This is a genomic window from Nioella aestuarii, from assembly GCF_050896395.1.
Taxonomy (GTDB): Bacteria; Pseudomonadota; Alphaproteobacteria; order Rhodobacterales; family Rhodobacteraceae; genus Nioella; species Nioella aestuarii.
Window position 1 is genome coordinate 63,201 of the sequence record NZ_JBPBBA010000011.1, and the last position, 20,442, is coordinate 83,642.

General features: G+C 62.3%; 22 protein-coding genes. 17 read left to right on the plus strand and 5 right to left on the minus strand.

The window, feature by feature from the left end:
- Window positions 1–18 precede the first annotated feature (18 nt).
- From hpaD to hpaH, 3 genes are read left to right on the plus strand one after another with little or no spacing between them, the layout of a single operon-like run.
- Window positions 19–999: a 3,4-dihydroxyphenylacetate 2,3-dioxygenase gene (hpaD, locus tag ACROHD_RS08880; RefSeq protein ID WP_432677289.1), complete on the plus strand. Its 981-nt coding sequence runs from the start codon at window positions 19–21 to the stop codon at window positions 997–999.
- A 12-nt stretch (window positions 1,000–1,011) separates the two neighbouring features.
- Complete coding sequence (locus ACROHD_RS08885; RefSeq protein WP_432677290.1) at window positions 1,012–1,890, plus strand: fumarylacetoacetate hydrolase family protein; 879 nt, start codon at window positions 1,012–1,014, stop codon at window positions 1,888–1,890.
- The gene (hpaH, locus tag ACROHD_RS08890; protein ID WP_432677292.1) at window positions 1,884–2,684 is read left to right on the plus strand and encodes a 2-oxo-hept-4-ene-1,7-dioate hydratase; all 801 of its coding nucleotides are present in this window, start codon (window positions 1,884–1,886) and stop codon (window positions 2,682–2,684) included. The genes ACROHD_RS08885 and hpaH overlap by 7 nt, the downstream gene beginning before the upstream one ends.
- A 4-nt stretch (window positions 2,685–2,688) precedes the next feature.
- On the opposite strand, the gene ACROHD_RS08895 is transcribed toward hpaH, so the two are convergent.
- Window positions 2,689–3,231: a helix-turn-helix domain-containing protein gene (locus ACROHD_RS08895; protein ID WP_071691335.1), complete on the minus strand. Its 543-nt coding sequence runs from the start codon at window positions 3,229–3,231 to the stop codon at window positions 2,689–2,691.
- A gap of 125 nt (window positions 3,232–3,356) precedes the next feature.
- On the opposite strand from ACROHD_RS08895, the gene ACROHD_RS08900 reads away from it, so the two are divergent.
- The 11 genes from ACROHD_RS08900 to ACROHD_RS08950 all read left to right on the plus strand — a co-directional run bounded on the left by ACROHD_RS08900 (window position 3,357) and on the right by ACROHD_RS08950 (window position 13,305).
- Complete coding sequence (locus ACROHD_RS08900) at window positions 3,357–4,517, plus strand: acetyl-CoA acetyltransferase (RefSeq protein ID WP_432677293.1); 1,161 nt, start codon at window positions 3,357–3,359, stop codon at window positions 4,515–4,517.
- Window positions 4,517–6,019 carry an AMP-binding protein gene (locus ACROHD_RS08905; protein ID WP_432677295.1) on the plus strand — a complete coding sequence of 501 codons (1,503 nt, stop codon included), beginning with the start codon at window positions 4,517–4,519 and terminating at the stop codon, window positions 6,017–6,019. The genes ACROHD_RS08900 and ACROHD_RS08905 overlap by 1 nt, the downstream gene beginning before the upstream one ends.
- Entirely contained in the window at window positions 6,016–6,819 is an 804-nt protein-coding gene (locus ACROHD_RS08910) for a 3-hydroxybutyrate dehydrogenase (protein WP_432677296.1), read from the plus strand. Before ACROHD_RS08905 ends, ACROHD_RS08910 begins: the two co-directional genes overlap by 4 nt.
- 99 nt (window positions 6,820–6,918) lie before the next feature.
- The gene (locus tag ACROHD_RS08915; RefSeq protein ID WP_432677297.1) at window positions 6,919–7,719 is read left to right on the plus strand and encodes a S49 family peptidase; all 801 of its coding nucleotides are present in this window, start codon (window positions 6,919–6,921) and stop codon (window positions 7,717–7,719) included.
- Between the two features lies 1 nt (window position 7,720).
- On the plus strand, window positions 7,721–7,924 hold the full coding sequence (locus tag ACROHD_RS08920; RefSeq protein ID WP_432677299.1) for a hypothetical protein: 204 nt from the start codon (window positions 7,721–7,723) through the stop codon (window positions 7,922–7,924).
- A 3-nt stretch (window positions 7,925–7,927) separates the two neighbouring features.
- The gene (locus ACROHD_RS08925) at window positions 7,928–8,890 is read left to right on the plus strand and encodes a calcium/sodium antiporter (RefSeq protein WP_432677335.1); all 963 of its coding nucleotides are present in this window, start codon (window positions 7,928–7,930) and stop codon (window positions 8,888–8,890) included.
- A gap of 13 nt (window positions 8,891–8,903) precedes the next feature.
- Window positions 8,904–9,680, plus strand: a complete 777-nt coding sequence (locus ACROHD_RS08930; protein WP_432677300.1) for an SDR family oxidoreductase — start codon at window positions 8,904–8,906, stop codon at window positions 9,678–9,680.
- Window positions 9,681–9,990: 310 nt separating this feature from the next.
- Window positions 9,991–11,859, plus strand: a complete 1,869-nt coding sequence (gene uvrC / locus ACROHD_RS08935; protein WP_432677301.1) for an excinuclease ABC subunit UvrC — start codon at window positions 9,991–9,993, stop codon at window positions 11,857–11,859.
- A 76-nt stretch (window positions 11,860–11,935) separates the two neighbouring features.
- Window positions 11,936–12,607 (plus strand): CDP-diacylglycerol--glycerol-3-phosphate 3-phosphatidyltransferase, encoded by a 672-nt coding sequence (gene pgsA / locus ACROHD_RS08940; protein WP_432677302.1) that lies wholly within the window; start codon window positions 11,936–11,938, stop codon window positions 12,605–12,607.
- Window positions 12,600–12,848: a molybdopterin converting factor subunit 1 gene (moaD, locus tag ACROHD_RS08945; protein ID WP_432677303.1), complete on the plus strand. Its 249-nt coding sequence runs from the start codon at window positions 12,600–12,602 to the stop codon at window positions 12,846–12,848. The genes pgsA and moaD overlap by 8 nt, the downstream gene beginning before the upstream one ends.
- Window position 12,849: 1 nt before the next feature.
- Complete coding sequence (locus ACROHD_RS08950; RefSeq protein WP_432677304.1) at window positions 12,850–13,305, plus strand: molybdenum cofactor biosynthesis protein MoaE; 456 nt, start codon at window positions 12,850–12,852, stop codon at window positions 13,303–13,305.
- 390 nt (window positions 13,306–13,695) lie between these two features.
- On the opposite strand, the gene ACROHD_RS08955 is transcribed toward ACROHD_RS08950, so the two are convergent.
- From ACROHD_RS08955 to ubiA, 3 genes are read right to left on the minus strand one after another with little or no spacing between them, the layout of a single operon-like run.
- Window positions 13,696–14,022 carry a hypothetical protein gene (locus ACROHD_RS08955; RefSeq protein WP_432677305.1) on the minus strand — a complete coding sequence of 109 codons (327 nt, stop codon included), beginning with the start codon at window positions 14,020–14,022 and terminating at the stop codon, window positions 13,696–13,698.
- On the minus strand, window positions 14,019–15,953 hold the full coding sequence (locus tag ACROHD_RS08960) for an OmpA family protein (RefSeq protein WP_432677306.1): 1,935 nt from the start codon (window positions 15,951–15,953) through the stop codon (window positions 14,019–14,021). Before ACROHD_RS08960 ends, ACROHD_RS08955 begins: the two co-directional genes overlap by 4 nt.
- Before the next feature lie 52 nt (window positions 15,954–16,005).
- Complete coding sequence (gene ubiA, locus ACROHD_RS08965) at window positions 16,006–16,977, minus strand: 4-hydroxybenzoate octaprenyltransferase (RefSeq protein WP_432677307.1); 972 nt, start codon at window positions 16,975–16,977, stop codon at window positions 16,006–16,008.
- Window positions 16,978–16,989: 12 nt separating this feature from the next.
- On the opposite strand from ubiA, the gene ACROHD_RS08970 reads away from it, so the two are divergent.
- The 3 genes from ACROHD_RS08970 (at window position 16,990) to ACROHD_RS08980 (ending at window position 19,680) form a co-directional block, all read left to right on the plus strand.
- A complete protein-coding gene (locus tag ACROHD_RS08970) occupies window positions 16,990–17,718 on the plus strand; it encodes a 16S rRNA (uracil(1498)-N(3))-methyltransferase (RefSeq protein ID WP_432677309.1) in 729 nt (242 codons plus the stop codon).
- Window positions 17,715–18,248, plus strand: coding sequence for a hypothetical protein (locus tag ACROHD_RS08975; protein ID WP_432677311.1), 534 nt, complete (start codon window positions 17,715–17,717; stop codon window positions 18,246–18,248). The genes ACROHD_RS08970 and ACROHD_RS08975 overlap by 4 nt, the downstream gene beginning before the upstream one ends.
- A 61-nt stretch (window positions 18,249–18,309) precedes the next feature.
- Window positions 18,310–19,680: a glutamate--cysteine ligase gene (locus ACROHD_RS08980; protein WP_432677313.1), complete on the plus strand. Its 1,371-nt coding sequence runs from the start codon at window positions 18,310–18,312 to the stop codon at window positions 19,678–19,680.
- A gap of 3 nt (window positions 19,681–19,683) precedes the next feature.
- Here ACROHD_RS08980 and ACROHD_RS08985 read toward each other — a convergent pair whose 3' ends face one another.
- On the minus strand, window positions 19,684–20,259 hold the full coding sequence (locus ACROHD_RS08985) for a DUF805 domain-containing protein (protein ID WP_432677314.1): 576 nt from the start codon (window positions 20,257–20,259) through the stop codon (window positions 19,684–19,686).
- Window positions 20,260–20,442: the final 183 nt, after the last annotated feature.

Here is a 20,442-nt window from a genome sequence, read left to right on the forward strand (position 1 = left end):
TAACAGTCGGAGGAACCTATGCCGATTCCAGCGCCCAACCTGACACCGCCCTTCAATATCGTCCGTCTTAGCCATGTAGAACTGCGCGTGACGGACCTGAACTGGTCGCGGGGGTTCTATGTGGACACGCTCGGGCTGCAAGTCACGCACGAGGATGCAGACGCGATCTATCTGCGCGCGATGGAGGAACGGGGCCATCACTGCCTGATCCTGCGCCGGGCGGATTCCGGGTCCGTGGGCAGTCTTGGGTTCAAGGTCTGGAGCGAGGAAGATCTGGACAAGGCCGCGCATTGGTTTGCCGCCCGCGACCTGCCCGTCTCGTGGATCGAGCGCCCCTTCATGGGCCGTGTTCTGGCCACGCGCGACCCGTTCGGAGTGCCGCTGGAGTTCTACGCAAAAATGGACCGGTTGCCGCCGATCCACCAGCAATACAAGCTGTACCGAGGGGTCAAGCCGCTCCGCATCGACCACTTCAACCTGTTCTCATCGAATGTGGATGAAAGCGTGGCGTTTTACAGCGACATCGGTTTCCGCGTAACGGAATATACAGAGGACTCACAAACCGGTCGGTCCTGGGCCGCGTGGATGCACCGCAAGGGCGGCGTGCATGACATTGCCTTTACCAACGGCACCGGGCCGCGGCTGCACCATGTTGCATTCTGGGTGCCGACACCGTTGAACATCATCGACCTGCTCGACCTGATGTCGACTTCGGGCTACCTGGAAAACATCGAACGCGGGCCGGGGCGGCACGGGATTTCCAACGCCTTCTTCCTCTACATCCGCGACAAGGACGGTCATCGGACCGAGATCTATTGTTCAGACTACCAGACCATCGACCCGGATCACGAGCCGATCAAATGGGATCTGAAAGACCCGCAGCGCCAGACGCTCTGGGGTGCGCCCGCGCCACGCAGTTGGTTCGAGCTTGGGTCGGTCTTTGATGGGGCCGATCTGGTCGACAGCGATCTGGCATCGCAGCCCATCATTGCCCCGTGAAAGGTGTCTGACATGAAAGATATCCCCGCCCGCATCGCCGCGTTCCATGCTGACGGTGCTGATCGCTATGGCGTCGTGACCGATGCCGGCATCATCGACATGACCCCGCAGTTTGGTGCCCGGTTTGCAACCCTACAGGACGTGGTGGAATCCGGTGCGCTGGAGGAGGTCATCGCCGCCGCTGACACGCAGCCCCCGACCTTTCAGGAGCAAGACATAAGCTACCTGATCCCGGTGGCACGGCCCGAAAAGATCATCTGCATCGGCGTGAATTTCCCCGACCGGAATGCCGAATACAAGGACGGGCAAGCCGCGCCCGGCAAGCCGTCCATGTTCATCCGCTTCCCGCGCAGCTTCGTCGGCCACGGGCAAAACCTGATCCGCCCGCCGGAATCGCCACAGCTGGATTACGAAGGCGAAGTGACCATTGTCATAGGCAAGGGTGGCCGCCGCATTGCGCGCGAAGACGCCTATGATCACATCGCCGCCCTGACCCTGTGCAACGAAGGTACGATCCGCGATTGGGTACGTCACGCGAAGTTCAACGTCACGCAAGGCAAGAACTGGGACCGGTCCGGATCTATCGGCCCGTGGCTGGTGCCGTTCCGGGATGCCTCGCAGCTCGATGATATCGCACTCACCACCCGCGTGAATGGCGAGGTCCGGCAGCAAGACCGCACGGGCAGGATGCTCTATGATTTCCGCTATATCGTGAACTATGTCTCGACCTTCACCACTCTGGTCCCCGGCGATGTGATCGTCTGCGGCACCCCCACCGGCGCAGGCGCGCGGTTCGATCCGCCGATCTGGTTGCAGCCCGGTGACGTGATCGAGGTGGAGGCCGAAGGCATTGGCACCTTGCGCAACGGGGTGGAGGACGAAGGATGCTGACGCAGGCCGAGGTCACGCAAGCGGCCGAGGACCTGTTGCAGGCAGAGGCCGAGCAGCGCCAGATCGGGCTTTTGTCGCTGCGCCATCCTGGCATCACGCTGGATGATGCCTATGCGATCCAATCCGCCCAGATGGCCCGCAAACTGGCCGAGGGCCGTCGCATTATCGGCTGGAAGATCGGCCTGACGTCCAAGGTCATGCAAGACGCCCTTGGCATCGACACACCCGATAGCGGTGTCATCTATGACGACATGGATTTCGCTGATGGCGGTACCGTGCCCGCAGGGCGGTTCATTCAACCCCGGATCGAGGCGGAGATTGCGTTTGTTCTGAAGGCTCCGCTCAGGGGCGCGGTGACGCGTGACCAAGTGCTGGCCGCGACCGACTACGTGGCCCCCGCTATCGAGATCCTCGACACCCGCATTCAGCGCGCCGACCCCGTGACCGGCCAGTCGCGCAAGATCTTCGACACCGTGGCGGATAACGCCGCGAATGGCGGCATCGTTCTGGGCGGGCAGCGCCACGCGCCCGAGGATTTCGACCTCCGGTGGGTCGGCGCGATCCTGACGAAGAACGATCAGGTGGTGGCCACGGGGCTTGGTGCGGCGGTGCTGAACGATCCCGTCATGGGCATTGTCTGGCTGTCAGAACGCATGGGCCGCTACGGCCAGCATCTGGAGGCGGGCCAGGTGGTTCTGGCGGGGTCGTTCGTGGCCCCGGTGGAATGCCCGCCGGGCACGAATATCCACGCCGATTACGGGTCGTTCGGGTCGGTTTCGGTGAGGTTTGCCTGACCCGCTAAAACGGCATCCCCGAAAACCGCGCCACCAATTCTGCGATATTGCGGGCGTCGAACTTCTTCAGCAGACGGGCGCGGTGCTGTTCCACCGTGCGGTATGATAGGTCCAGCTTGCGACCGATCTCCTTCGAGGTCAGGCCCTGCCCGGTTAACATCGCCACCTCCCGTTCGCGGGGGGTCAGCTGTACCACGGGGCGCGCCTCTGACAGGTCCGAGAACGACCAGACGCCGCGTGCGAACGGGTCGTCCGGCGTCAGGGATCTGCCCCGGCCACGGCACCAGAAGAGCTCCCCTGTCAGGCGCTGCATGATCCGTTCATCGTCATAGGTGCCGCTTTCGCGCATCGCCGCCAGACCCCGCGCCCCGATCCTCTGGTAGTCCTCCACCGACGGGTAAAGCCGCGCCATGTCCATGCCCGTGAATCCCTCCACTGGCCCGGCAAAGATCTCGGCAAAGCGCAGATTGGCAGCCCGGATCACCCGGTTTTCCAACAGGACAAGGCCAAGCGGCGCGTGGGTAAAGGCAAGGGCGTGCGGGTCCATGCCATTAGCTTTAGCGCGAATGCACGGCTTTGGGGATACCCCGTGATCGCCCCCGTAGTTCTACGGAATTGCCCGGTGCCGCGTGCAGGCGCATCCTGCCGCCAGCATCTTAGGGAGGAACAGCCATGGTTCATATCGTCGGTTGGGGCCACACGAAGTTCGGCAAGCTGGACGGGCAGGGGGTCGAAGATCTTGTAGTAGAAGCGGGGCGCGAGGCGCTGGCCCATGCCGGTGTTGCTCCGGGCGAGGTGGACGGCATCTGGATGGGCCATTTCAACGGCGGCATGGTGCCCGATGGGTTCCCTGCTTCGATGGCCCTGTCGATTGACCCGTCGATGCGCTTCACCCCCGCAACGCGGCTGGAAAACGCCTGTGCGTCCGGTTCTGCCGCCGTCTTCGCGGCGCGCAATGCGATCATGGCGGGCGAGGCTAAGGTGGCTTTGGTTCTGGGTGTTGAGAAGATGACCCACCTGCCCACCCGCGACGTTGCCGCCGCGCTCGGCCACGCGGCCTATCAGAAGGAGGAGGCGGGCCTGTCCTTCCCCGCCGTCTTTGCGGGCTTCGCGCGGGCCTATTTCGACAAATACGGCGACAAGACCGAGGCGCTGGCGATGATCGCCGCCAAGAACCACGCCAACGCCATGGCGAACCCGCTGGCGCAATTGCACAAGGAATTGCCGGTCGAGTTCTGCGCGACCGAAAGCGAACGCAACCCGATGATCGCGGCACCCCTGAAGATGTCCGATTGCTCACTGGTGTCTGACGGGGCGGCGGCCATCGTGCTCGTGGCAGATGATGTGGCCAAGACCATGCCCCGCGCCGTGCGTCTGCGGGCGGCGGAGCAGGTGAACGACTTCCTGCCCATGTCGCGCCGGGACCTGACGGCGTTCGAAGGCCCGCGAGAGGCGTTCCGGCGGGCGTTTCTTGCAGGTGGCGTGACGCTCGATGATCTGCATGTGGCCGAGGTGCATGACTGTTTCACCATCGCCGAGCTGATGATTTACGAGGCCATGGGGCTGGCCGCGCCGGGGCAGGGCGAGACCCTGCTGCGCGAGGGCGCGGTCATGCGGAACGGGCGGTTGCCTGTGAACCTGTCTGGCGGGCTGAAGGCCAAGGGGCATCCGGTTGGGGCCACGGGTGTCTCTATGCATGTTCTGGTGTCGCGGCAGGTGACGGGAACCGCAGAAGATATGCAGCAAGACGGCGCGTCTTTGGGTATGGTGTTCAATATGGGCGGCTCTGGCGTCGCCAATTATTGCACCATATTCGAGGCCGAGCGCGCCTGATGAACATCTCCTTCTGGCTTCACCGCATGGCTCAGGTCAGCCCCGACCGTCCTGCGATGTATCTTGGAACAGATCTTGTAGAAGATTATGGCGGCTTCCACGCGAAAGCTGCTGCCGTGGCAGGCTGGCTGGCGGCGAACGGCATCGGCCCCGGTGACAGGGTGGCGCTGTTCATGAAGAACGTGCCCGACTACCTGATCGTGCAATATGGCGCGTGGTACGCGGGCGCGGCGGTTGTGCCGATCAACGCCAAGCTGCACGGGCGAGAGGCCGCGTGGATTATCGGCGATTCCGGCACCAGGCTGACCTTCGCCTCCCCCGGCATGGTCGAAGATTTGCGCGAGGCAGAGGCGACCGGTGAGATTGTCGATATCGGCACCGGGATGGATGCCATCTACGCTGCCGACCCGATCCCCCCGCAGGACCGCAGCCCGGACGATCTGGCCTGGCTCTTCTACACTTCCGGCACAACCGGGCGGCCAAAGGGGGTGATGATCACCCACCGGATGCTGATCTCCATGGCGCTGTGTTACGAGGTCGATGCCGATGCGGTCAGCCCCGACGACGCCGCGCTTTACGCCGCACCCCTTTCCCACGGGGCCGGGATCTACAACTTGATGCATGTGCGGGCCGGTACGCGCCACGTTTTCCCGCCGTCAGGCGGCTTTGATGAGGCCGAGATTTTCGCGCTGGCCAAGCATCATGGGCGCATCCACATGTTCGCCGCCCCAACCATGGTCAAACGTATGACCGAGATCGCGAAAGCGACCGGCGAAAGCGGAGAAGGGTTGCGGACGGTCGTCTATGCGGGCGGGCCGATGTATGTCGCCGATATTGTCGAAGCTGTGGACCATTTCGGGCCGGTCTTCGTGCAGATCTATGGACAGGGCGAATGCCCGATGGGGATCACCGCGCTTTCCCGCCACGACGTGACCGACCGCAGCCATCCCCGGTGGCGGCAGCGCCTCGCCTCCGTCGGGCGCGCCCAATCGGCGGTCGAGGTGCGGATCGGCGACGCCGAGGGCAACCCGCTGCCGCCGGGCGAACATGGAGAAATCATGGTCAAGGGCGACACCGTCATGCCCGGCTATTGGCAAAACGAGGAGGCCACCGCCAAGACGCTGGTGAATGGCTGGCTGATGACCGGGGACATGGGCTTCATGGACGCCGATGGCTATGTCACCATGCAGGACCGATCCAAGGACATGATCATCTCTGGCGGGTCCAACATCTACCCGCGCGAGGTGGAGGAAGTGCTGCTGATGCACGACTCCGTGTCAGAGGCTTCGGTCGTCGGCAAACCGCATCCCGAATGGGGCGAGGAGGTAGTGGCCTTCTATGTCGGTCAGGCGCGGCCGGAGGAACTCGATCAGCTCTGCCTTGAGAATATCGCCCGGTTCAAGCGGCCCAAACAGTATCGTCGGGTCAAGGCGCTGCCCAAGAACAATTACGGCAAGGTGCTGAAAACCGAACTGCGCAAACTGCTGGAGAATGACAGATGACGGATCTTTCGGGAAAAACGGCGCTAGTCACCGGATCGGTGCAGGGGATCGGCTTTGCGATTGCTGAGGCGCTGGCCGGAGCCGGTGCGCGCATCGCGCTGCATGGGATCGCCGATGAAGCGCAGATTGAGCAGGCAAGCGCGGCCCTGTCGGGCGCTGGCGCAAGTGAGGTCCGCTTCTTCCCCGGCGACCTGATGCAGCCCGAAGAGATTGATGCGCTGATGGCGGCGGTTGCCGATTGGGGCGGGGCCGATATCCTTGTGAACAACGCCGGTATCCAGCACCCTGCGCCGATTGCCGACATGCCACGCGCCAGCTGGAACGCGATTATTGCCGTGAACCTGTCGGCGGCCTTTCACACTATGCAACATGCCTTGCCGGTGATGGCCGATCGCGGCTTTGGACGGGTGGTGAACATCGCCTCGGTCCAGGGGCTGATCGGATCGGTGCACAAGGCGCCCTATGTGGCGGCCAAGCACGGGATCATTGGCCTCAGCAAGGTGGCAGCTTTGGAATATGCGACGGCGGGCAGCAAGGCTTCGGGCGGCGTGACGGTGAACTGCATCTGCCCCGGCTGGACCGAAACCGCGCTGATCGCGCCGCAGATCGAGGCGCGTGCCCAGATCATCGGTGGCGACCGAGACGCGGCGATTGCCGATCTGCTGGCCGAAAAGCAGCCCACCCGTCGCACCTCTGACCCGTCCGAGATTGGGCGGCTGGCGCTGTGGCTTTGTGATCCGATGGCCCACAACATGACTGGCACCGCCATTCCCGTGGACGGCGGCTGGACCGCGCAATAGGGGTCTTTTCAAGAGTTTCTGCGACTGGCAGGTCACAGAACCGGCATTCCGCAAGGGTCGCCCTTGCCGGGTGCCGGGGGCGTGGCTAAATGGGCCTCTATGAAACGCTTCATCCCATTTATGTCATCCGACCCGTTGGTCGCCGTCATCCGGCTGACCGGACCTATTGCCAGCGGCAGCCGGGCCGGGGTGCTGAACGACATGGCCATGGCACCTGTCATCGAAAAGGCCTTTGCCAAGGGCAAGCCCAAGGCGGTGGCATTGGTCATCAACTCACCTGGCGGCTCGCCTGCGCAATCCTCGTTGATTGCCGCCCGTATCCGGCGGCTGGCCGAGGAGAAGGAGCTGCCCGTTCATGCCTTTGTCGAGGATGTGGCGGCCTCGGGCGGTTACTGGCTGGCCTGTGCGGCCGATCACATCTGGCTTGATGACAGCTCTATCGCCGGCTCCATCGGGGTGATCTCTGCCAGCTTCGGCCTGCACGAATTCATCACCCGTCACGGCATCGAAAGACGCGTCCATACGGCGGGCAAGGACAAGTCCATGCTGGACCCGTTCCGGCCCGAGCGGGACGAAGATGTTGAACGGTTGAAAGGGCTTCAGGCGCAGATTCACGACAGCTTCATCGCCCATGTGAAAGCGCGAAGGGGCGACCGGTTGTCGGCGGACGCCGATATCTTCACCGGCGAATTCTGGGTAGGCCAGCGTGCCGTCGATCTTGGTCTGGCCGATGGCATCGCCCATCTGGTGCCCAAGATGAAAGAGCTTTACGGCGACAAGACCCGTTTTGCCGTTCACGGCCCCAAGCGCGGGTTGTTTCAGCGCTTTGGCGCAAGCCTGACGGCAGAGGCCCTGGGCCAGGTTGAGGATCGCGCCACCTGGGCGCGGTACGGGCTCTGACATGCTGGTCAAGATTGCAACTTTCTTTCTCATAGGCATGGCGGTTCTGGCCATGTTCGGACGGCTGCGTTGGCCTGGCGGGGCGCGGCGCGTTTCGGGGCGCCGCAAAAGCGGCAGCCTGCCACGACCCCGCACCTGCCGCACCTGCGGGCAGATCAACGTGACTGGCGGGGCGTGCCGCAATTGCAACGAGGGGCGCAGCTAAGTGCTGATTACCGAATTCCTTCTGGCGGGACTTGGCCTGGTGATCCTCCTTCTCGCGGGGGACACGCTGGTCAGGGGTGCGGTGAACCTGAGCCTTCGTCTGGGCATCCCGGCGCTGATTGTCAGCTTGACCATCGTGGCCTTCGGAACCTCGGCACCCGAGCTCTTGATCTCGATCAGCGCCATTCTGGATGACGTGCCCGGGCTGGCGCTGGGCAATGTGGTGGGGTCCAACACGGCCAATGTGCTGATGGTGCTCGGTATCCCCGCACTGCTGTCCGGGCTCGACACCAGCAATTGCGACACGCGACGCAACTTCGTGATCATGATCGTTGCGACGCTGGCTTTCATTGCGCTGGCTTTTGCCGGGCCGTTTATCTGGTGGCACGGCCTGATCCTGCTCGCCGGGCTCGCAGTGATGCTGGGCGAAGCTGCCTGGAGCGCGCGTCGCCACAAACGCGACAGTGCAGCCGCCGCAGCGCTGGAAGAGCTGGAGGATGTAGAGGGCGCCGACCCCGACATGCCCTGGTGGCAGATCTTCGTGTTCCTGCTGCTCGGCCTGATCGGCCTGCCTTTGGGCGCCGATCTGCTGGTGGACAGTTCCGTGGTGATCGCACGCGCCTTTGGGGTCAGTGAAACCGCAATTGGTCTGACGCTTGTCGCCGTCGGCACCTCGCTGCCGGAACTGGCCACGACGGTGATGGCCGCCCTGCGCCGCCATGCCGAGGTGGCGCTAGGCAATGTGATCGGCTCGAACATCTTTAACCTTCTGGGCATCATCGGCGTTGCGTCGCTTGTCGGGCCCATTCCGGTTGACCCCGAAATCCTGCACTTCGATCTGTGGATAATGCTTGCCGCGTCGCTGCTGCTGATCCCCTTTGTCTATCACCGTTGGGTTTTCGGACGCATTACGGGGCTGGTCTTCAGCGCGCTTTACATCCTCTATGTGGCCAGCGTTCTGAGCTAAGCGGAGATTGGCCATGACGGCACTTGTTACAGGTGGGGCGAAACGGCTTGGCCGGGCCATGGCGCTTGCTTTGGCAGAGGCAGGCCATGACGTGGCGATCCACTATGCCGGGTCCACCGATGAGGCCGAGACCACCGTTGCGGACATCCGTGCGCTTGGCCGCCGGGCGGTGGCCTTGCAGGCTGATCTGCTGAACGAGGACCAGACTCAGGCGCTGTTTCCTCGTGTGGTTGAGGCACTCGGCCAGCCGGTGACAGTGCTGGTTAACAATGCGTCGGTCTTTGAATACGACAACATTCAGTCGATGACCCGCACCAGTTGGGACCGTCATATTGAATCGAACCTGCGCGCACCGATGGTTCTGACGCAGGCACTGGCTGCCCAGATGCCCCCAGCAGAGCCTGACGAGAACGGTGAACCACAAGCGCGGGGGCTGGTGGTCAACATGGTCGACCAGCGGGTGCAGAAGCTGACGCCCGAATTCATGAGCTACACAATCGCCAAGATGGGGCTGTGGGCCTTTACCCGCACTGCCGCGCAGGCACTGGCCCCGAATGTGCGGGTCAATGCGATCGGACCTGGTCCCACCATGCAGGGCGCGCGCCAGTCCGACAGCCATTTTGCACGTCAGCGCAAGGCAACGGTTCTGAGCCGTGGTGCGGATGCAGAGGGCATTGTTCAGGCGCTGCTTTATTTCCTTCACGCGCGCAGCGTGACGGGGCAGCTAATCTGTGTCGATGGCGGCCAGCACCTGGCCTGGCAAACCCCCGATATCCTGGGCGTTGAATAGGCCCGCACCCGTCTTTTTCGGCAGGTCGCCAGCAGTTTTCCACCGTTAGCCCTATGGTAACAGGCGCGTGACGCTTCTATGACATGGTTCCTTACCTGTCCTGTGGAAAGAAAAATATCTTTTGTTTTCAGTGCCCTAAAGTATTGCCTAAAAATTAGGCAAAACGATGAACCCTGCCAAATACAAGGAAAAATCGCCGATCCCAACATTTTATCCCTAAGGTTATCCACAGAAACCGTGGACAAGGTTTTTCTTGAACCCGCCGGCTGATCGTTGCAGCCGGCAATGGAATCGCTTCAACTGGATCACGATGTCTGAAACGCCGCCCGATACGCCGCTGACCGGCCACGATCTGATCGCCTCGTACCTGAAGTTGCTTGACGGCTCTCCGGGTGTTTATCGAATGCTCGATGCGCAGTCGCGGGTGCTTTACGTGGGTAAGGCGCGCAATCTCAAAAAGCGTGTCGCGAACTATGCCAAGCCCACAGGTCATAGCGCGCGGATCGCCCGGATGATCCGCGAAACGACCGAGATGATGTTCCTGACCACGCGCACCGAGACCGAGGCGCTTCTTCTGGAACAGAACCTGATCAAGCAGCTGAAACCGCGCTACAACGTGCTGCTACGCGACGACAAGAGCTTCCCCAACATCCTCGTCTCGGCCGCGCATCGGTTCCCCCAGATCAAAAAACATCGCGGCGCGAAGAAGGAAAAGGGCAACTATTATGGCCCCTTCGCCAGCGCTGACGCGGTCAACCGGACACTCAATCAGCTGCAAAAGGTGTTCCTGTTGCGGAACTGCTCTGACGCGACCTTTGACAGCCGCACACGGCCCTGTCTGCTGTACCAGATCAAGCGATGCAGCGGCCCTTGCGTTGGTCTGATCTCGGAAGAGGATTATGCGCAGTCCGTGAAGGATGCTGAACGGTTCCTGTCGGGCAATGGCGGCCATATCCAGGAAGCACTGGCGCGTGACATGCAGGCCGCCTCTGACGCGATGGAATTCGAACGCGCCGCTGCGTTGCGTGATCGCATCCGGGCGCTGACCGTGGTGCAGGGCGTGCAAGGCATCAACCCGCGCGGCGTGGCCGAGGCCGATGTCGTGGCACTGCATATGGAAGGCGGGCAAGCCTGCGTGCAGGTGTTTTTTATCCGCGCCAACCAGAACTGGGGCAACCGCGATTTCTACCCGCGTACCGGCTCGGGCGCGGAAGAGGCCGAGGTGCTGGAGGCGTTCCTCGGCCAGTTCTATGACGAGAAAGACCCGCCCCGACAGATCCTGTTGAGTCATCCGATCGAGAACGCCGACTTGATGGCTCAGGCGCTGTCCGACAAACGCGGCCGCAAGGTGGAACTGTTGGTGCCCCTGCGTGGGGAAAAGGCTGAGCTGGTCTCATTCGCGGCAAGGAACGCCCGCGAAAGCCTCGCCCGCAAGATGAGCGAGGCCGCCACTCAAGGCAGGTTGCTGGATGGATTGGCAGAGGCCTTCGGCTTGGAAAAACCGCCCGAGCGGATCGAAGTCTACGACAACTCCCACATCCAGGGCACCAACGCCGTTGGCGGTATGATCGTGGCCGGTCGCGAAGGTTTTCTGAAAAGCCAGTATCGCAAGTACAACATCAAAGACGAAAGCCTGACACCCGGCGACGATTTCGGCATGATGAAAGAAGTGCTGAACCGCCGCTTCAAGCGATTGCTGAAGGAAGATCCTGACCGCGAAAGCGACGCATGGCCCGATCTTCTGCTGATCGACGGTGGTGCGGGCCAGGTCAGCGCGGTTGCAGAAATCCTTGCGGATCTGGGAATTGACGACGTGCCCTTTATTGGCGTCGCCAAGGGGATTGACCGCGATGCGGGCAAAGAGGAATTCCACCGCATGGGCAAACCCGCCTTTGCCCTGAAACGCAATGACCCGGTGCTCTATTTCGTGCAGCGCCTGCGGGACGAGGCGCACCGCTTTGCCATCGGTACTCACCGCGCCAAACGCGCCAAGGCCGTGGGGGCGACGCCGCTTGACGACGTGCCCGGCGTCGGCGCCACCCGAAAACGCGCGCTTCTGGCCCATTTTGGCAGCGCCAAGGCCGTGGGTCGTGCGGATCTAGCCGACCTGAAGGCAGTCGACGGGATCTCGGATGCGCTGGCGGAAACGATCTACGACTTCTTCCATGAAAAGGGGTGATCACTGTGGTGCAAATTCCCACGGTGCAGTGCTGCCGGGGCTGGTCCAGCCCCCGCAACCGCGCTAATGCTTGCCCATGAGATGGACCCTGCCAAATATCCTGACTGTTGCGCGGCTTGCCGCAGCCCCCGGCGTTGCGATCATCTTCCTGATCCTGCCGCGCCCCTACGCCGATTGGGTGGCGCTGATCCTCTTCGTGACGGCGGCCCTGACCGATTGGCTCGACGGGTATCTGGCGCGGCTCTGGAAACAGCACAGCCGCTTCGGCGCGATGCTCGACCCGATTGCCGACAAAGCGATGGTGGTCATCGCGTTGGCCACCCTGATGGGGCTTTTCGGCTTCCAGACGCTGCTGATCCTGCCGGTCGCCGCGATCCTGTTCAGAGAGGTGTTCGTTTCCGGCCTGCGGGAGTTTTTGGGCAACAAGGCGGGAACGCTGCAGGTTACGAAGCTGGCCAAATGGAAGACAACCGTTCAGATGATCGCCATCGCGGTGCTGTTTTCCTATGGCATCTTTGAACACCATTTCGGCATGAACGTGATCGGCATGTCGCCCGAAATTGTTGCGCAGATATTCGCCGGAGAAGTTGAGGACGAGTTTCACCTCGTCGCGCTCAGTCAGTGGGCCAACCGGGCTTATTTCGGGGGCATAATCCTTCTTTGGCTGGCTGCCGGTCTGACCGTGGTGACGGGGGTGGACTATCTCGCCAAGGCAATGCCGCATCTAAGGGAGGAGCCCCATGATTGAGCTGCGCTATTTCGCCTGGCTGCGCGAGCGCGTGGGCACTGGCCATGAGAGCCTTGAAACCGCGGCAACCACAGTGGCCGAACTGATCGAGGAATTGAAGGCGCGGGACGAGGGCTATGCCTTAGCCTTTTCCGACCTCAAGGCAATTCGTGCCGCCGTGGATCAGGAACTGGTGGATTTGGGTGCGCCGATTGCGGGTGCGAAGGAAGTGGCCTTCTTTCCGCCGATGACAGGGGGCTGAAATGCCCGAGATTGTCGTTCAGGCCGAGACATTTGATATGGGCGAGATGCTCAACCGGTTTGCAGCCCGACAGGACAATGCGGGCGCGGTGGTCAGCTTTTCCGGCATCGTGCGCGACGTGGCGACCGGCGATCTCGATGCGATGGAGATCGAGCACTACCCAGGCATGACCGAAAAGGCGCTGTCAAAGATCGCACAGGAGGCGATGGACCGCTGGTCGCTTACCGATGCCTTCATCCTGCATCGCTTCGGCCGAATGGGGCAGGGTGAAACGATCATGATGGTCGCCACTGCGTCGCGCCACCGGGCCGATGCTTTCGCGGCGGCAGAGTTTCTGATGGATTACCTGAAATCCCGCGCCCCGTTCTGGAAGAAAGAAGTCACGCCCGACGGTGCGGCATGGGTTGCGGCCCGCGACGAGGACGAGGACGCCCTCGCGCGCTGGCAGAAGCCGTAAAGCTCAGCGTTTTGTCTTCCTTGTTCGAAAGGACTGCGGCGCCGCAGGAATGCGGGGCAATGGGCATGGAACCGGCCTGCCTTGGCCCTGTTGGGGCTGTCTTCGGCAAAGGCCCGAATATCCGCTCGTGTTCCGGAAACCGGCGTCACCCGGCAAGCGCTTGAAGCACACGAAAGCACAACAACCCTAATAAATCTTTAAGCGCGGTCTTCTTTTTGGGGAAACATGTTGCCGCCAGAGGCATCCCACCCGGCAGCGTATTGCAGCGTGAGGGAAGCGCGACCTTGCCTGGCCGATATCTCGTGGCAACACGGACCGACGAGGCCCCCGGCACAAGCCGGGGGTTGAGGAGGGCCGTTCCCGGGTCGACGCCGAAGGCGGCGAAATCCCTCAGCCCTGGTTCTGCTGTTCTACGTAAATGCGCAGCTCTTCGGCTTCCTGGCGGGCTTCGCGCAGGCCCTCCATGGCCGCCCGTAGCTCCGCCTCGGTCTGGGTGATCTGGTTGGTCAGCTCGGCCTCGCGATGCTGTAGATAGGAAATCGCCTGATCGCGGGTTTCTTCCGCGTCATGCAGCGCCTTGGCCATCTCCTCGAGCTCGTTCATGTCGATACCCGACACCCGCGTCAGGCGGTGCACCAACCAGTTTGCGAACCAGCCAAGTGCGAAGGCCACGAACAGGATGATCGCGATCACCACGATGAATTCGGTGCGGTTCATTCGGTATCCTCCGTTGCCGCTGCGGGCACAAGGTTGTCGGGGCGCATGACGGGCCGGGGCGCGTCGGCCAGCATGGCGGCGCGGGCTTCTGCGGCTTCCAACGCGTCGCGTTCGGCAATGTCCGAGGCCAAAAGGAATTCGATCCGACGGTTGGTTTCGCGTCCTTCCTCAGTGTCGTTGGAGGCAATGGGCCGCGTCTCGCCATAACCCTGCGCGGTCAGGTTCGACGTCAGCACCCGGCGCGCCAGCAAGCCGTTCAGAACCGCGTCTGCGCGGCCCTGGCTTAGCCGCAGGTTCATCTCCTCGCGGCCCTGGCTGTCCGTATGGCCACCAATCTCCATGTCGACATGGGAACAGTCGGGCAGGATGTCCGCCAGGTCGTCCAGAATGCGCCCGGTTTCCTCGTTGATCTCAACCGAGCCGGGATCAAATGTGATCTTGCGCTGATCAAGGATCGTGTTGATCCGGTCGAGGCATTGTTGGGATGTCAACAGCCCGGTTTGCGGGTCGAGGCTGGCCACATAGGTCACGTCGATCTCGAAGCCTTCGGCGGCGCCCAGAAGTTCGCTCATCAGCTGGCTGAGATCGGATGTGGTGTTCTCGCTTCCGGAATTGCCCCGGATGCGCACCGTTTCTGGCTCCACCACGACCGATCCGTTATGCAGTTCGGCCATAGCTTCAAGCCCCGCCATCACCCGGAGGGTCCAGCCGCCTGGCAAGTCCTCATCTACGCGGGTCGCGACATAGGTGTTCTGCCGACCGAACAGCGCCATTGCATAGGCCTGCACAGCTTGGGTAATCCGCTCATCAGGCAGGCGGCCACGCAGTTGGACATAGCCCTCGGGGCTGCGCGTGGCGGTAAAGGTCGGCGGGCCGTCCTCGGCACTTTCCTCGGGCGGAGGATCGGGCAGAACGGCGTGCAACGAAAAGACCTGCGGCAAGGCGGCATCCAGTTCGCCGATCACTTCGTCAAACAGGTCCGATGGGGTGCCCTGTGCCACGATCAGGGTTATGTCCGCATCCGAGAAGGTGACGGTTGCATTGTCAAAGCGGCTGACAGCGGCAATAGCCATTTCGGCGGCAGTGGCCCAGTTGGGTGACGGAACGCCAAGTCCGATGCGGCAGCTGTCCTGCCCGGTCAGACCGGCATTGCGGGCGGCGGTCAGGATGCGGGTGCGGCTTTCCTCTGTCCCTGCGGAACAGGCCTCGAACCGGCCACCCTCCGGTGTCTGCACATAGCGCAGGGTGAAGGGGGTGATCACCGGGCGCGGCGCGGAGATATCCATCTCAAGCGCAACAGATGAGGGACGATTTTCCTCTAGGAAACGTTGCCACTGGTCGCGTTGCTGCCGGCTGTCGGCAACGGCCTCGACCACCACTTCCCCGTCATAAACCGACACTTTGGCACGCGGCAGTTCCGCCAGTGCCAGAAGGCCGAAGCGCAGTGCGGGTGCCCATCCGGCGGGGACTGGAAAATCGGCTGTCTCCACCATATTGGCCACATGCAGACCGTCGGCCAGATCCGTAATGTCGGTGTTCAGCCTGTCGTCGCCATCGGCGGTCGGCACCAATCCGATAAGCGAAACGCCATCATCATTGCGCAGCATCTCCAGCGAAAATCGCGGCGGCTCGATCCCTTCGGGGTCCAGCACGTCCATGATATCAATGATCCGGTCGGCATCCACGATCTCGGCGGCGCGTCGCAGGGCATGGAAGCGGGCGGCCTCGTCCGGGGCGGTGCCCGCCATCAGCACGCGTAGCCCGTCCGCGCCGATCTCGACCCAGTCCAGCCCATCTTCGCGCATGGCGAAGTTCATCGCCTGCACAGATTGCTGTTCGATCTGACGAGCGCCGAACACAGCCATGAACAGGCTGAGAACGGCGGCAAGCGCAAAGGCCCCGACAGCGGCAAAATGAAAGGCTAAACGCATGCGTGCTATATGGGCCCCAGGTTCCGTTGGAAAATGCTTTAACGACTTGACCCTACAGGTTCAATGAAACGAGCGCCGCTACGGCAAAAAACAGCGCAGGGATCAATCCTGTGTCCCGATTGGCGCGGAAAAGACCCATGCAGACATCCGGGTCGTCGATATCCAGCCGCCCCATCTGCCAGACCATATGCCAGCCAAACCCCCACGCCCCGGCCAGTGCCAGCACCAGCGACAGCACCCCGGCATTGGGTGTCAGCGCGCCGATAATGGCCACCGCCATCAGCGCGACCGACAGCACCAGGAAGCCACGCAAGATGGGCTTGGTGTTGTCGCCAAACAGCCGGGCGGTGGATTTAACACCGATCAGCGCGTCGTCTTCTTTGTCCTGATGGGCATAGATCGTGTCATAAAAGATCGTCCAGGCCATGCCCGACAGGTACAGCACAATCGGCGGCCAGCTGAGGCTGCCGGTATGAGCGACCCATGCCAGCAGGGCGCCCCAATTGAAGGCGATGCCCAGAAAGACCTGCGGCCACCAGGTAAAGCGTTTGGCGAACGGGTAGACCATCACTGGCAGCAGAGAAATGAAACCCATCAGGATCGCGGCGCTGTTGAAGGTCAGAAGGATCGCTAAGGCAAGCAATGCCTGAATGGCCAGCCAAGCGAGGGCCTGCTTGACGCTGACCTGCCCTGACGGGATGGGCCGCGACCGGGTGCGCGCAACGGCGGCATCAAAGTCGCGGTCGGTGATGTCGTTCCAGGTGCAACCCGCGCCGCGCATCAGAAAGGCGCCGATTCCGCAACCGGCAACGATCCAAAGATCCTCCCACCTCGGCGTAGTGGCAGCGGCGGCAAGCCCCACGCCCCACCAGCAGGGCAGCAAAAGCAGCCACGTGCCTATGGGTCGGTCGGCGCGCGACAGGCGCAGATACGGGCGCGACCAGGCCGGGGCCAGCCGGTCCACCCAATTGCCGCGCACGGCGTCATGCACTTGCCCCTCTGGCGTTTCGTTTAAGCCGGTCATAAGGTCCGTTCCATGTCATCGCGTGCCAAGATCCGCCTCTACGTAGACCATCCCCTCGGGGCAGGGCAAACGGTTGTCCTGTCGCGGGATCAGGCGCATTACCTTTTCGGGGTCATGCGGCTTACGCAAGGGGCCGAGGTGGCCCTGTTCAACGGGTCTGACGGGGAATGGACGGCCACGGTGGCGGAGGCCGGCAAGCGCGGCGGCATGATGGAATGCAAGGATCAGGCCGCGCCGCAGATGATGCCGCCGGACCTGTGGTTGCTGTTTGCCCCGATCAAGAAGGCGCGCACAGATTTCATCGTCGAAAAAGCCGCCGAGATGGGGGCCGCGCAGATCATGCCTGTGCAGACGGATTTCACCAATGCCGAGCGTATTCGGCAGGACCGGTTGCAGGCCCATGCGGTTGAAGCGGCAGAGCAATGCGGCGGCACTTATGTGCCCCTTGTGGAGGATCTGCAAAAGCTCGACCGGCTGTTGGCGGACTGGCCCGAAGATCGGCAGCTGATCTTCTGCGACGAAAGCCTTGTCGGTGCCCGCGCCGCGCTTGAGGCTGCACCCGAGGGTGACAAATGGGCGATCCTGATCGGCCCTGAGGGAGGATTTTCCGAAAAGGAGCGCGCCCGCATCCTGGCTTTACCTTTTGCCACGGCGATCAGCCTCGGCCCCCGCATCCTGCGCGCCGATACCGCCGCCGTCGCGGCGCTGACGCTGTTCCAGTCGACAAGGGGCGACTGGTGAGCGGCTTCTTCCGACCAGAGGCCATGGCCACCCTTCGCCGTTGGCGCGAGGCGCTCATTGGGCTGGCGGTGCTGGTCGCGGGAGGCTTCATCGCGCTGGCCGCGCTGACCGTCATTCTTTTGGGCATTGGTTTTGTGTTTGCAGCTATCGGGCTGTTCCTGTTGTGGGGTGGTATCCAGCGCGGGCGGTTCCGGCAGGCGGCGACCGGACCCGGCATCGTCACCCTGGATGAGGGCCGCGTGACCTATATGGGGCCGCTGGATGGGGGCGTGATCGACATCGAAGACATGACCGTCCTGATGCTCGACAATCGCAGCCGTCCGCCGGTCTGGGTCCTGCGCCAGAACCATGCGGCGGCGCTTCACATTCCGGTGAGTGCGACCGGGGCGGATCGGCTGTTTGACGCCTTCCTGCGGCTGCCTGGCATTCAAACCGGCCAGATGGTCTGGAAACTAAACCGCTCGGGCACCGGGCTGGTGCTGATCTGGGAACGCGAAGATGGTGCAGGCTGGCCGACAGCGCTGAATTGACACTTCCGGGTTTTGCACCCATCAAGGGCGTCCGAAACGCGTCAGATCAGGAGCGCACCCGATGTCTATCCCCCAATCCGGCGGCGGCCCGATCGAGCGGCACGAACAACTGGCGGAATACCTCGCCGATGGGTGTAAGCCGAAGGAAGACTGGCGCATTGGCACCGAGCACGAGAAGTTCGGTTATTGCAAGGACACGCTGAAGCCGCTGCCCTATGCGGGCGAACGCTCGATCCTGGCGGTGCTGGAGGGGCTGCGCGACGGCCACGGATGGGATCCTCTGATCGAGGGCGGCAATCTGATTGGCCTGACCAAGGATGGTGCGAATATCAGCCTTGAACCGGGCGGGCAGTTGGAATTGTCTGGCGCGCCGCTGGAAACCATCCACCAGACCTGCGACGAGGTGAACGACCACCTGCGCGACGTGAAGGATATTGCCGACAAGATCGGCGTGGGCTTCATCGGTCTGGGTGCTGCTCCGATCTGGACGCATGACGAGATGCCGCTGATGCCCAAGGGGCGTTACAAGCTGATGGACGGCTACATGCAAAAGGTTGGCACCATGGGCACGACCATGATGCGCCGGACATGCACCGTTCAGGTGAACCTCGATTTCGGCTCCGAAGCCGACATGGTGCAAAAGCTGCGCGTGGCGTTGGCGCTGCAACCCGTTGCGACCGCGCTGTTCGCCAATTCGCCCTTCCTTGAAGGCAAGCCCAATGGTCACAAATCCTGGCGGTCCCGTGTCTGGCGGGCGCTGGACGACGCACGCACCGGTATGCTGCCCTTCGTCTTCGAAGAAGGGTTCGGGTTTGAACGGTGGGTGGACTACGTTCTCGATGTGCCAATGTACTTCGTCTATCGCGATGGCAATTACATCAATGCTCTTGGTCAGTCGTTCCGCGATTTCCTGAAGGGCGAACTGCCGGCGCTGCCGGGGGAAACGCCAACTCTGTCAGACTGGGCCGACCACCTGACAACGGTGTTCCCCGAGGCGCGGATCAAGAAGTTCATCGAGATGCGCGGGGCCGATGGCGGCCCGTGGCGCAGGCTGTGTGCCTTGCCCGCGTTCTGGGTGGGTCTGCTCTATGACCAGACGTCGTTGGACGCGGCCTGGGATCTGGTCAAAGGCTGGGACGCTGAAGCGCGGGATGAATTGCGCGTAGCGGCGTCTGTCGACGGGCTGCAAGCCAAGGTGAATGGCATCAGTATGCATGAGCTCGCGCGTGAGGCAGTGGCGATTTCCGAGGCGGGCCTGAAGGCACGCGCGCGCCCCGGAGCTGGCGGCATGGTGCCCGATGAAACCCATTTCCTGAACGCGCTGAAGGAAAGCATCGAAAGCGGCCAGGTGCCTGCGGACGAGCTGTTGGACCATTACAACGGCGACTGGAACGGCGACCTCAGCCGGATCTATTCCGAGTTCAGCTACTAAGCGTCAGACCCCGCGCGCGGCCTTGTTCTGCTGGATTTGCGGCAGGACGCGGGATTTGTAGTATTCCTTGAAATCGGCCTGCTGCTGCTCGCGCATCGCGGCTTTGATTTCGGGATCCATTTGTCCCATCAGGGCGGGGTGGTCGTTCAGACGACGACGGGGCCCGAGCGGATCGGGGCCATAGGTGTTGCGCCCGTTGCTGCCCGGCAGACACAGAAGCACCAACATCCAGATGCCGCCGATCAGCGGTACGAACATGATGAAATACCACCAGCCGCTGCGGTCGGTGTCATGCAGGCGCCGGACCATGGCCGAGAGGCTTGGCATGAAGAACAACAGGAAATATGCGGCGGTGATGATCCAGAAATTGTTCATGTATCCGGCGGGCAGGGTACCGCTGTATGTCAGTTCCTCAAGGATTTGAGGATTGGCGAGCAGATAGCTTATGAACCAGGCATAGATGCCGAAAACCAGAAGGGCTTGGAACAGCGCGAACCACCAGTATTCTGACCGTGTTGCGCGGCCCGAGAAGGTGAAGCTTTTCTTGTAGCAGGTCTTAATGGCGCTAAAAAATCCCATGGTGTCCTCTGGGTCACGAGTAATGTTTCGCGCTCATTGGGCCATGGGACTGTGGCTGGAGTTGGGCGGCGTCGGGACAGGTCTAGGGCTTTGCTGCCTCGGGCCGATCATCGGCATCCTTCGCGGTCAGTTGCCAATCCCGACAGGCAGGTGCCGGGAAGTTTTTATTGAACCGATACCCGC

Coding starts and splice junctions, on each gene's coding strand:
- ACROHD_RS08985 (WP_432677314.1), bottom strand. CDS start 20,259: ATGGGATTTTTTAGCGCCATTAAGACCTGCTACAAGAAAAGCTTCACC.
- ACROHD_RS08950 (WP_432677304.1), top strand. CDS start 12,850: ATGCCCGAGATTGTCGTTCAGGCCGAGACATTTGATATGGGCGAGATG.
- pgsA (WP_432677302.1), top strand. CDS start 11,936: ATGAGATGGACCCTGCCAAATATCCTGACTGTTGCGCGGCTTGCCGCA.
- ubiA (WP_432677307.1), bottom strand. CDS start 16,977: ATGACCGGCTTAAACGAAACGCCAGAGGGGCAAGTGCATGACGCCGTG.
- ACROHD_RS08955 (WP_432677305.1), bottom strand. CDS start 14,022: ATGAACCGCACCGAATTCATCGTGGTGATCGCGATCATCCTGTTCGTG.
- ACROHD_RS08895 (WP_071691335.1), bottom strand. CDS start 3,231: ATGGACCCGCACGCCCTTGCCTTTACCCACGCGCCGCTTGGCCTTGTC.
- ACROHD_RS08885 (WP_432677290.1), top strand. CDS start 1,012: ATGAAAGATATCCCCGCCCGCATCGCCGCGTTCCATGCTGACGGTGCT.
- ACROHD_RS08910 (WP_432677296.1), top strand. CDS start 6,016: ATGACGGATCTTTCGGGAAAAACGGCGCTAGTCACCGGATCGGTGCAG.
- ACROHD_RS08915 (WP_432677297.1), top strand. CDS start 6,919: ATGAAACGCTTCATCCCATTTATGTCATCCGACCCGTTGGTCGCCGTC.
- uvrC (WP_432677301.1), top strand. CDS start 9,991: ATGTCTGAAACGCCGCCCGATACGCCGCTGACCGGCCACGATCTGATC.
- hpaH (WP_432677292.1), top strand. CDS start 1,884: ATGCTGACGCAGGCCGAGGTCACGCAAGCGGCCGAGGACCTGTTGCAG.
- ACROHD_RS08930 (WP_432677300.1), top strand. CDS start 8,904: ATGACGGCACTTGTTACAGGTGGGGCGAAACGGCTTGGCCGGGCCATG.
- ACROHD_RS08960 (WP_432677306.1), bottom strand. CDS start 15,953: ATGCGTTTAGCCTTTCATTTTGCCGCTGTCGGGGCCTTTGCGCTTGCC.
- ACROHD_RS08980 (WP_432677313.1), top strand. CDS start 18,310: ATGTCTATCCCCCAATCCGGCGGCGGCCCGATCGAGCGGCACGAACAA.
- hpaD (WP_432677289.1), top strand. CDS start 19: ATGCCGATTCCAGCGCCCAACCTGACACCGCCCTTCAATATCGTCCGT.
- ACROHD_RS08905 (WP_432677295.1), top strand. CDS start 4,517: ATGAACATCTCCTTCTGGCTTCACCGCATGGCTCAGGTCAGCCCCGAC.
- ACROHD_RS08970 (WP_432677309.1), top strand. CDS start 16,990: ATGTCATCGCGTGCCAAGATCCGCCTCTACGTAGACCATCCCCTCGGG.
- ACROHD_RS08900 (WP_432677293.1), top strand. CDS start 3,357: ATGGTTCATATCGTCGGTTGGGGCCACACGAAGTTCGGCAAGCTGGAC.
- moaD (WP_432677303.1), top strand. CDS start 12,600: ATGATTGAGCTGCGCTATTTCGCCTGGCTGCGCGAGCGCGTGGGCACT.
- ACROHD_RS08920 (WP_432677299.1), top strand. CDS start 7,721: ATGCTGGTCAAGATTGCAACTTTCTTTCTCATAGGCATGGCGGTTCTG.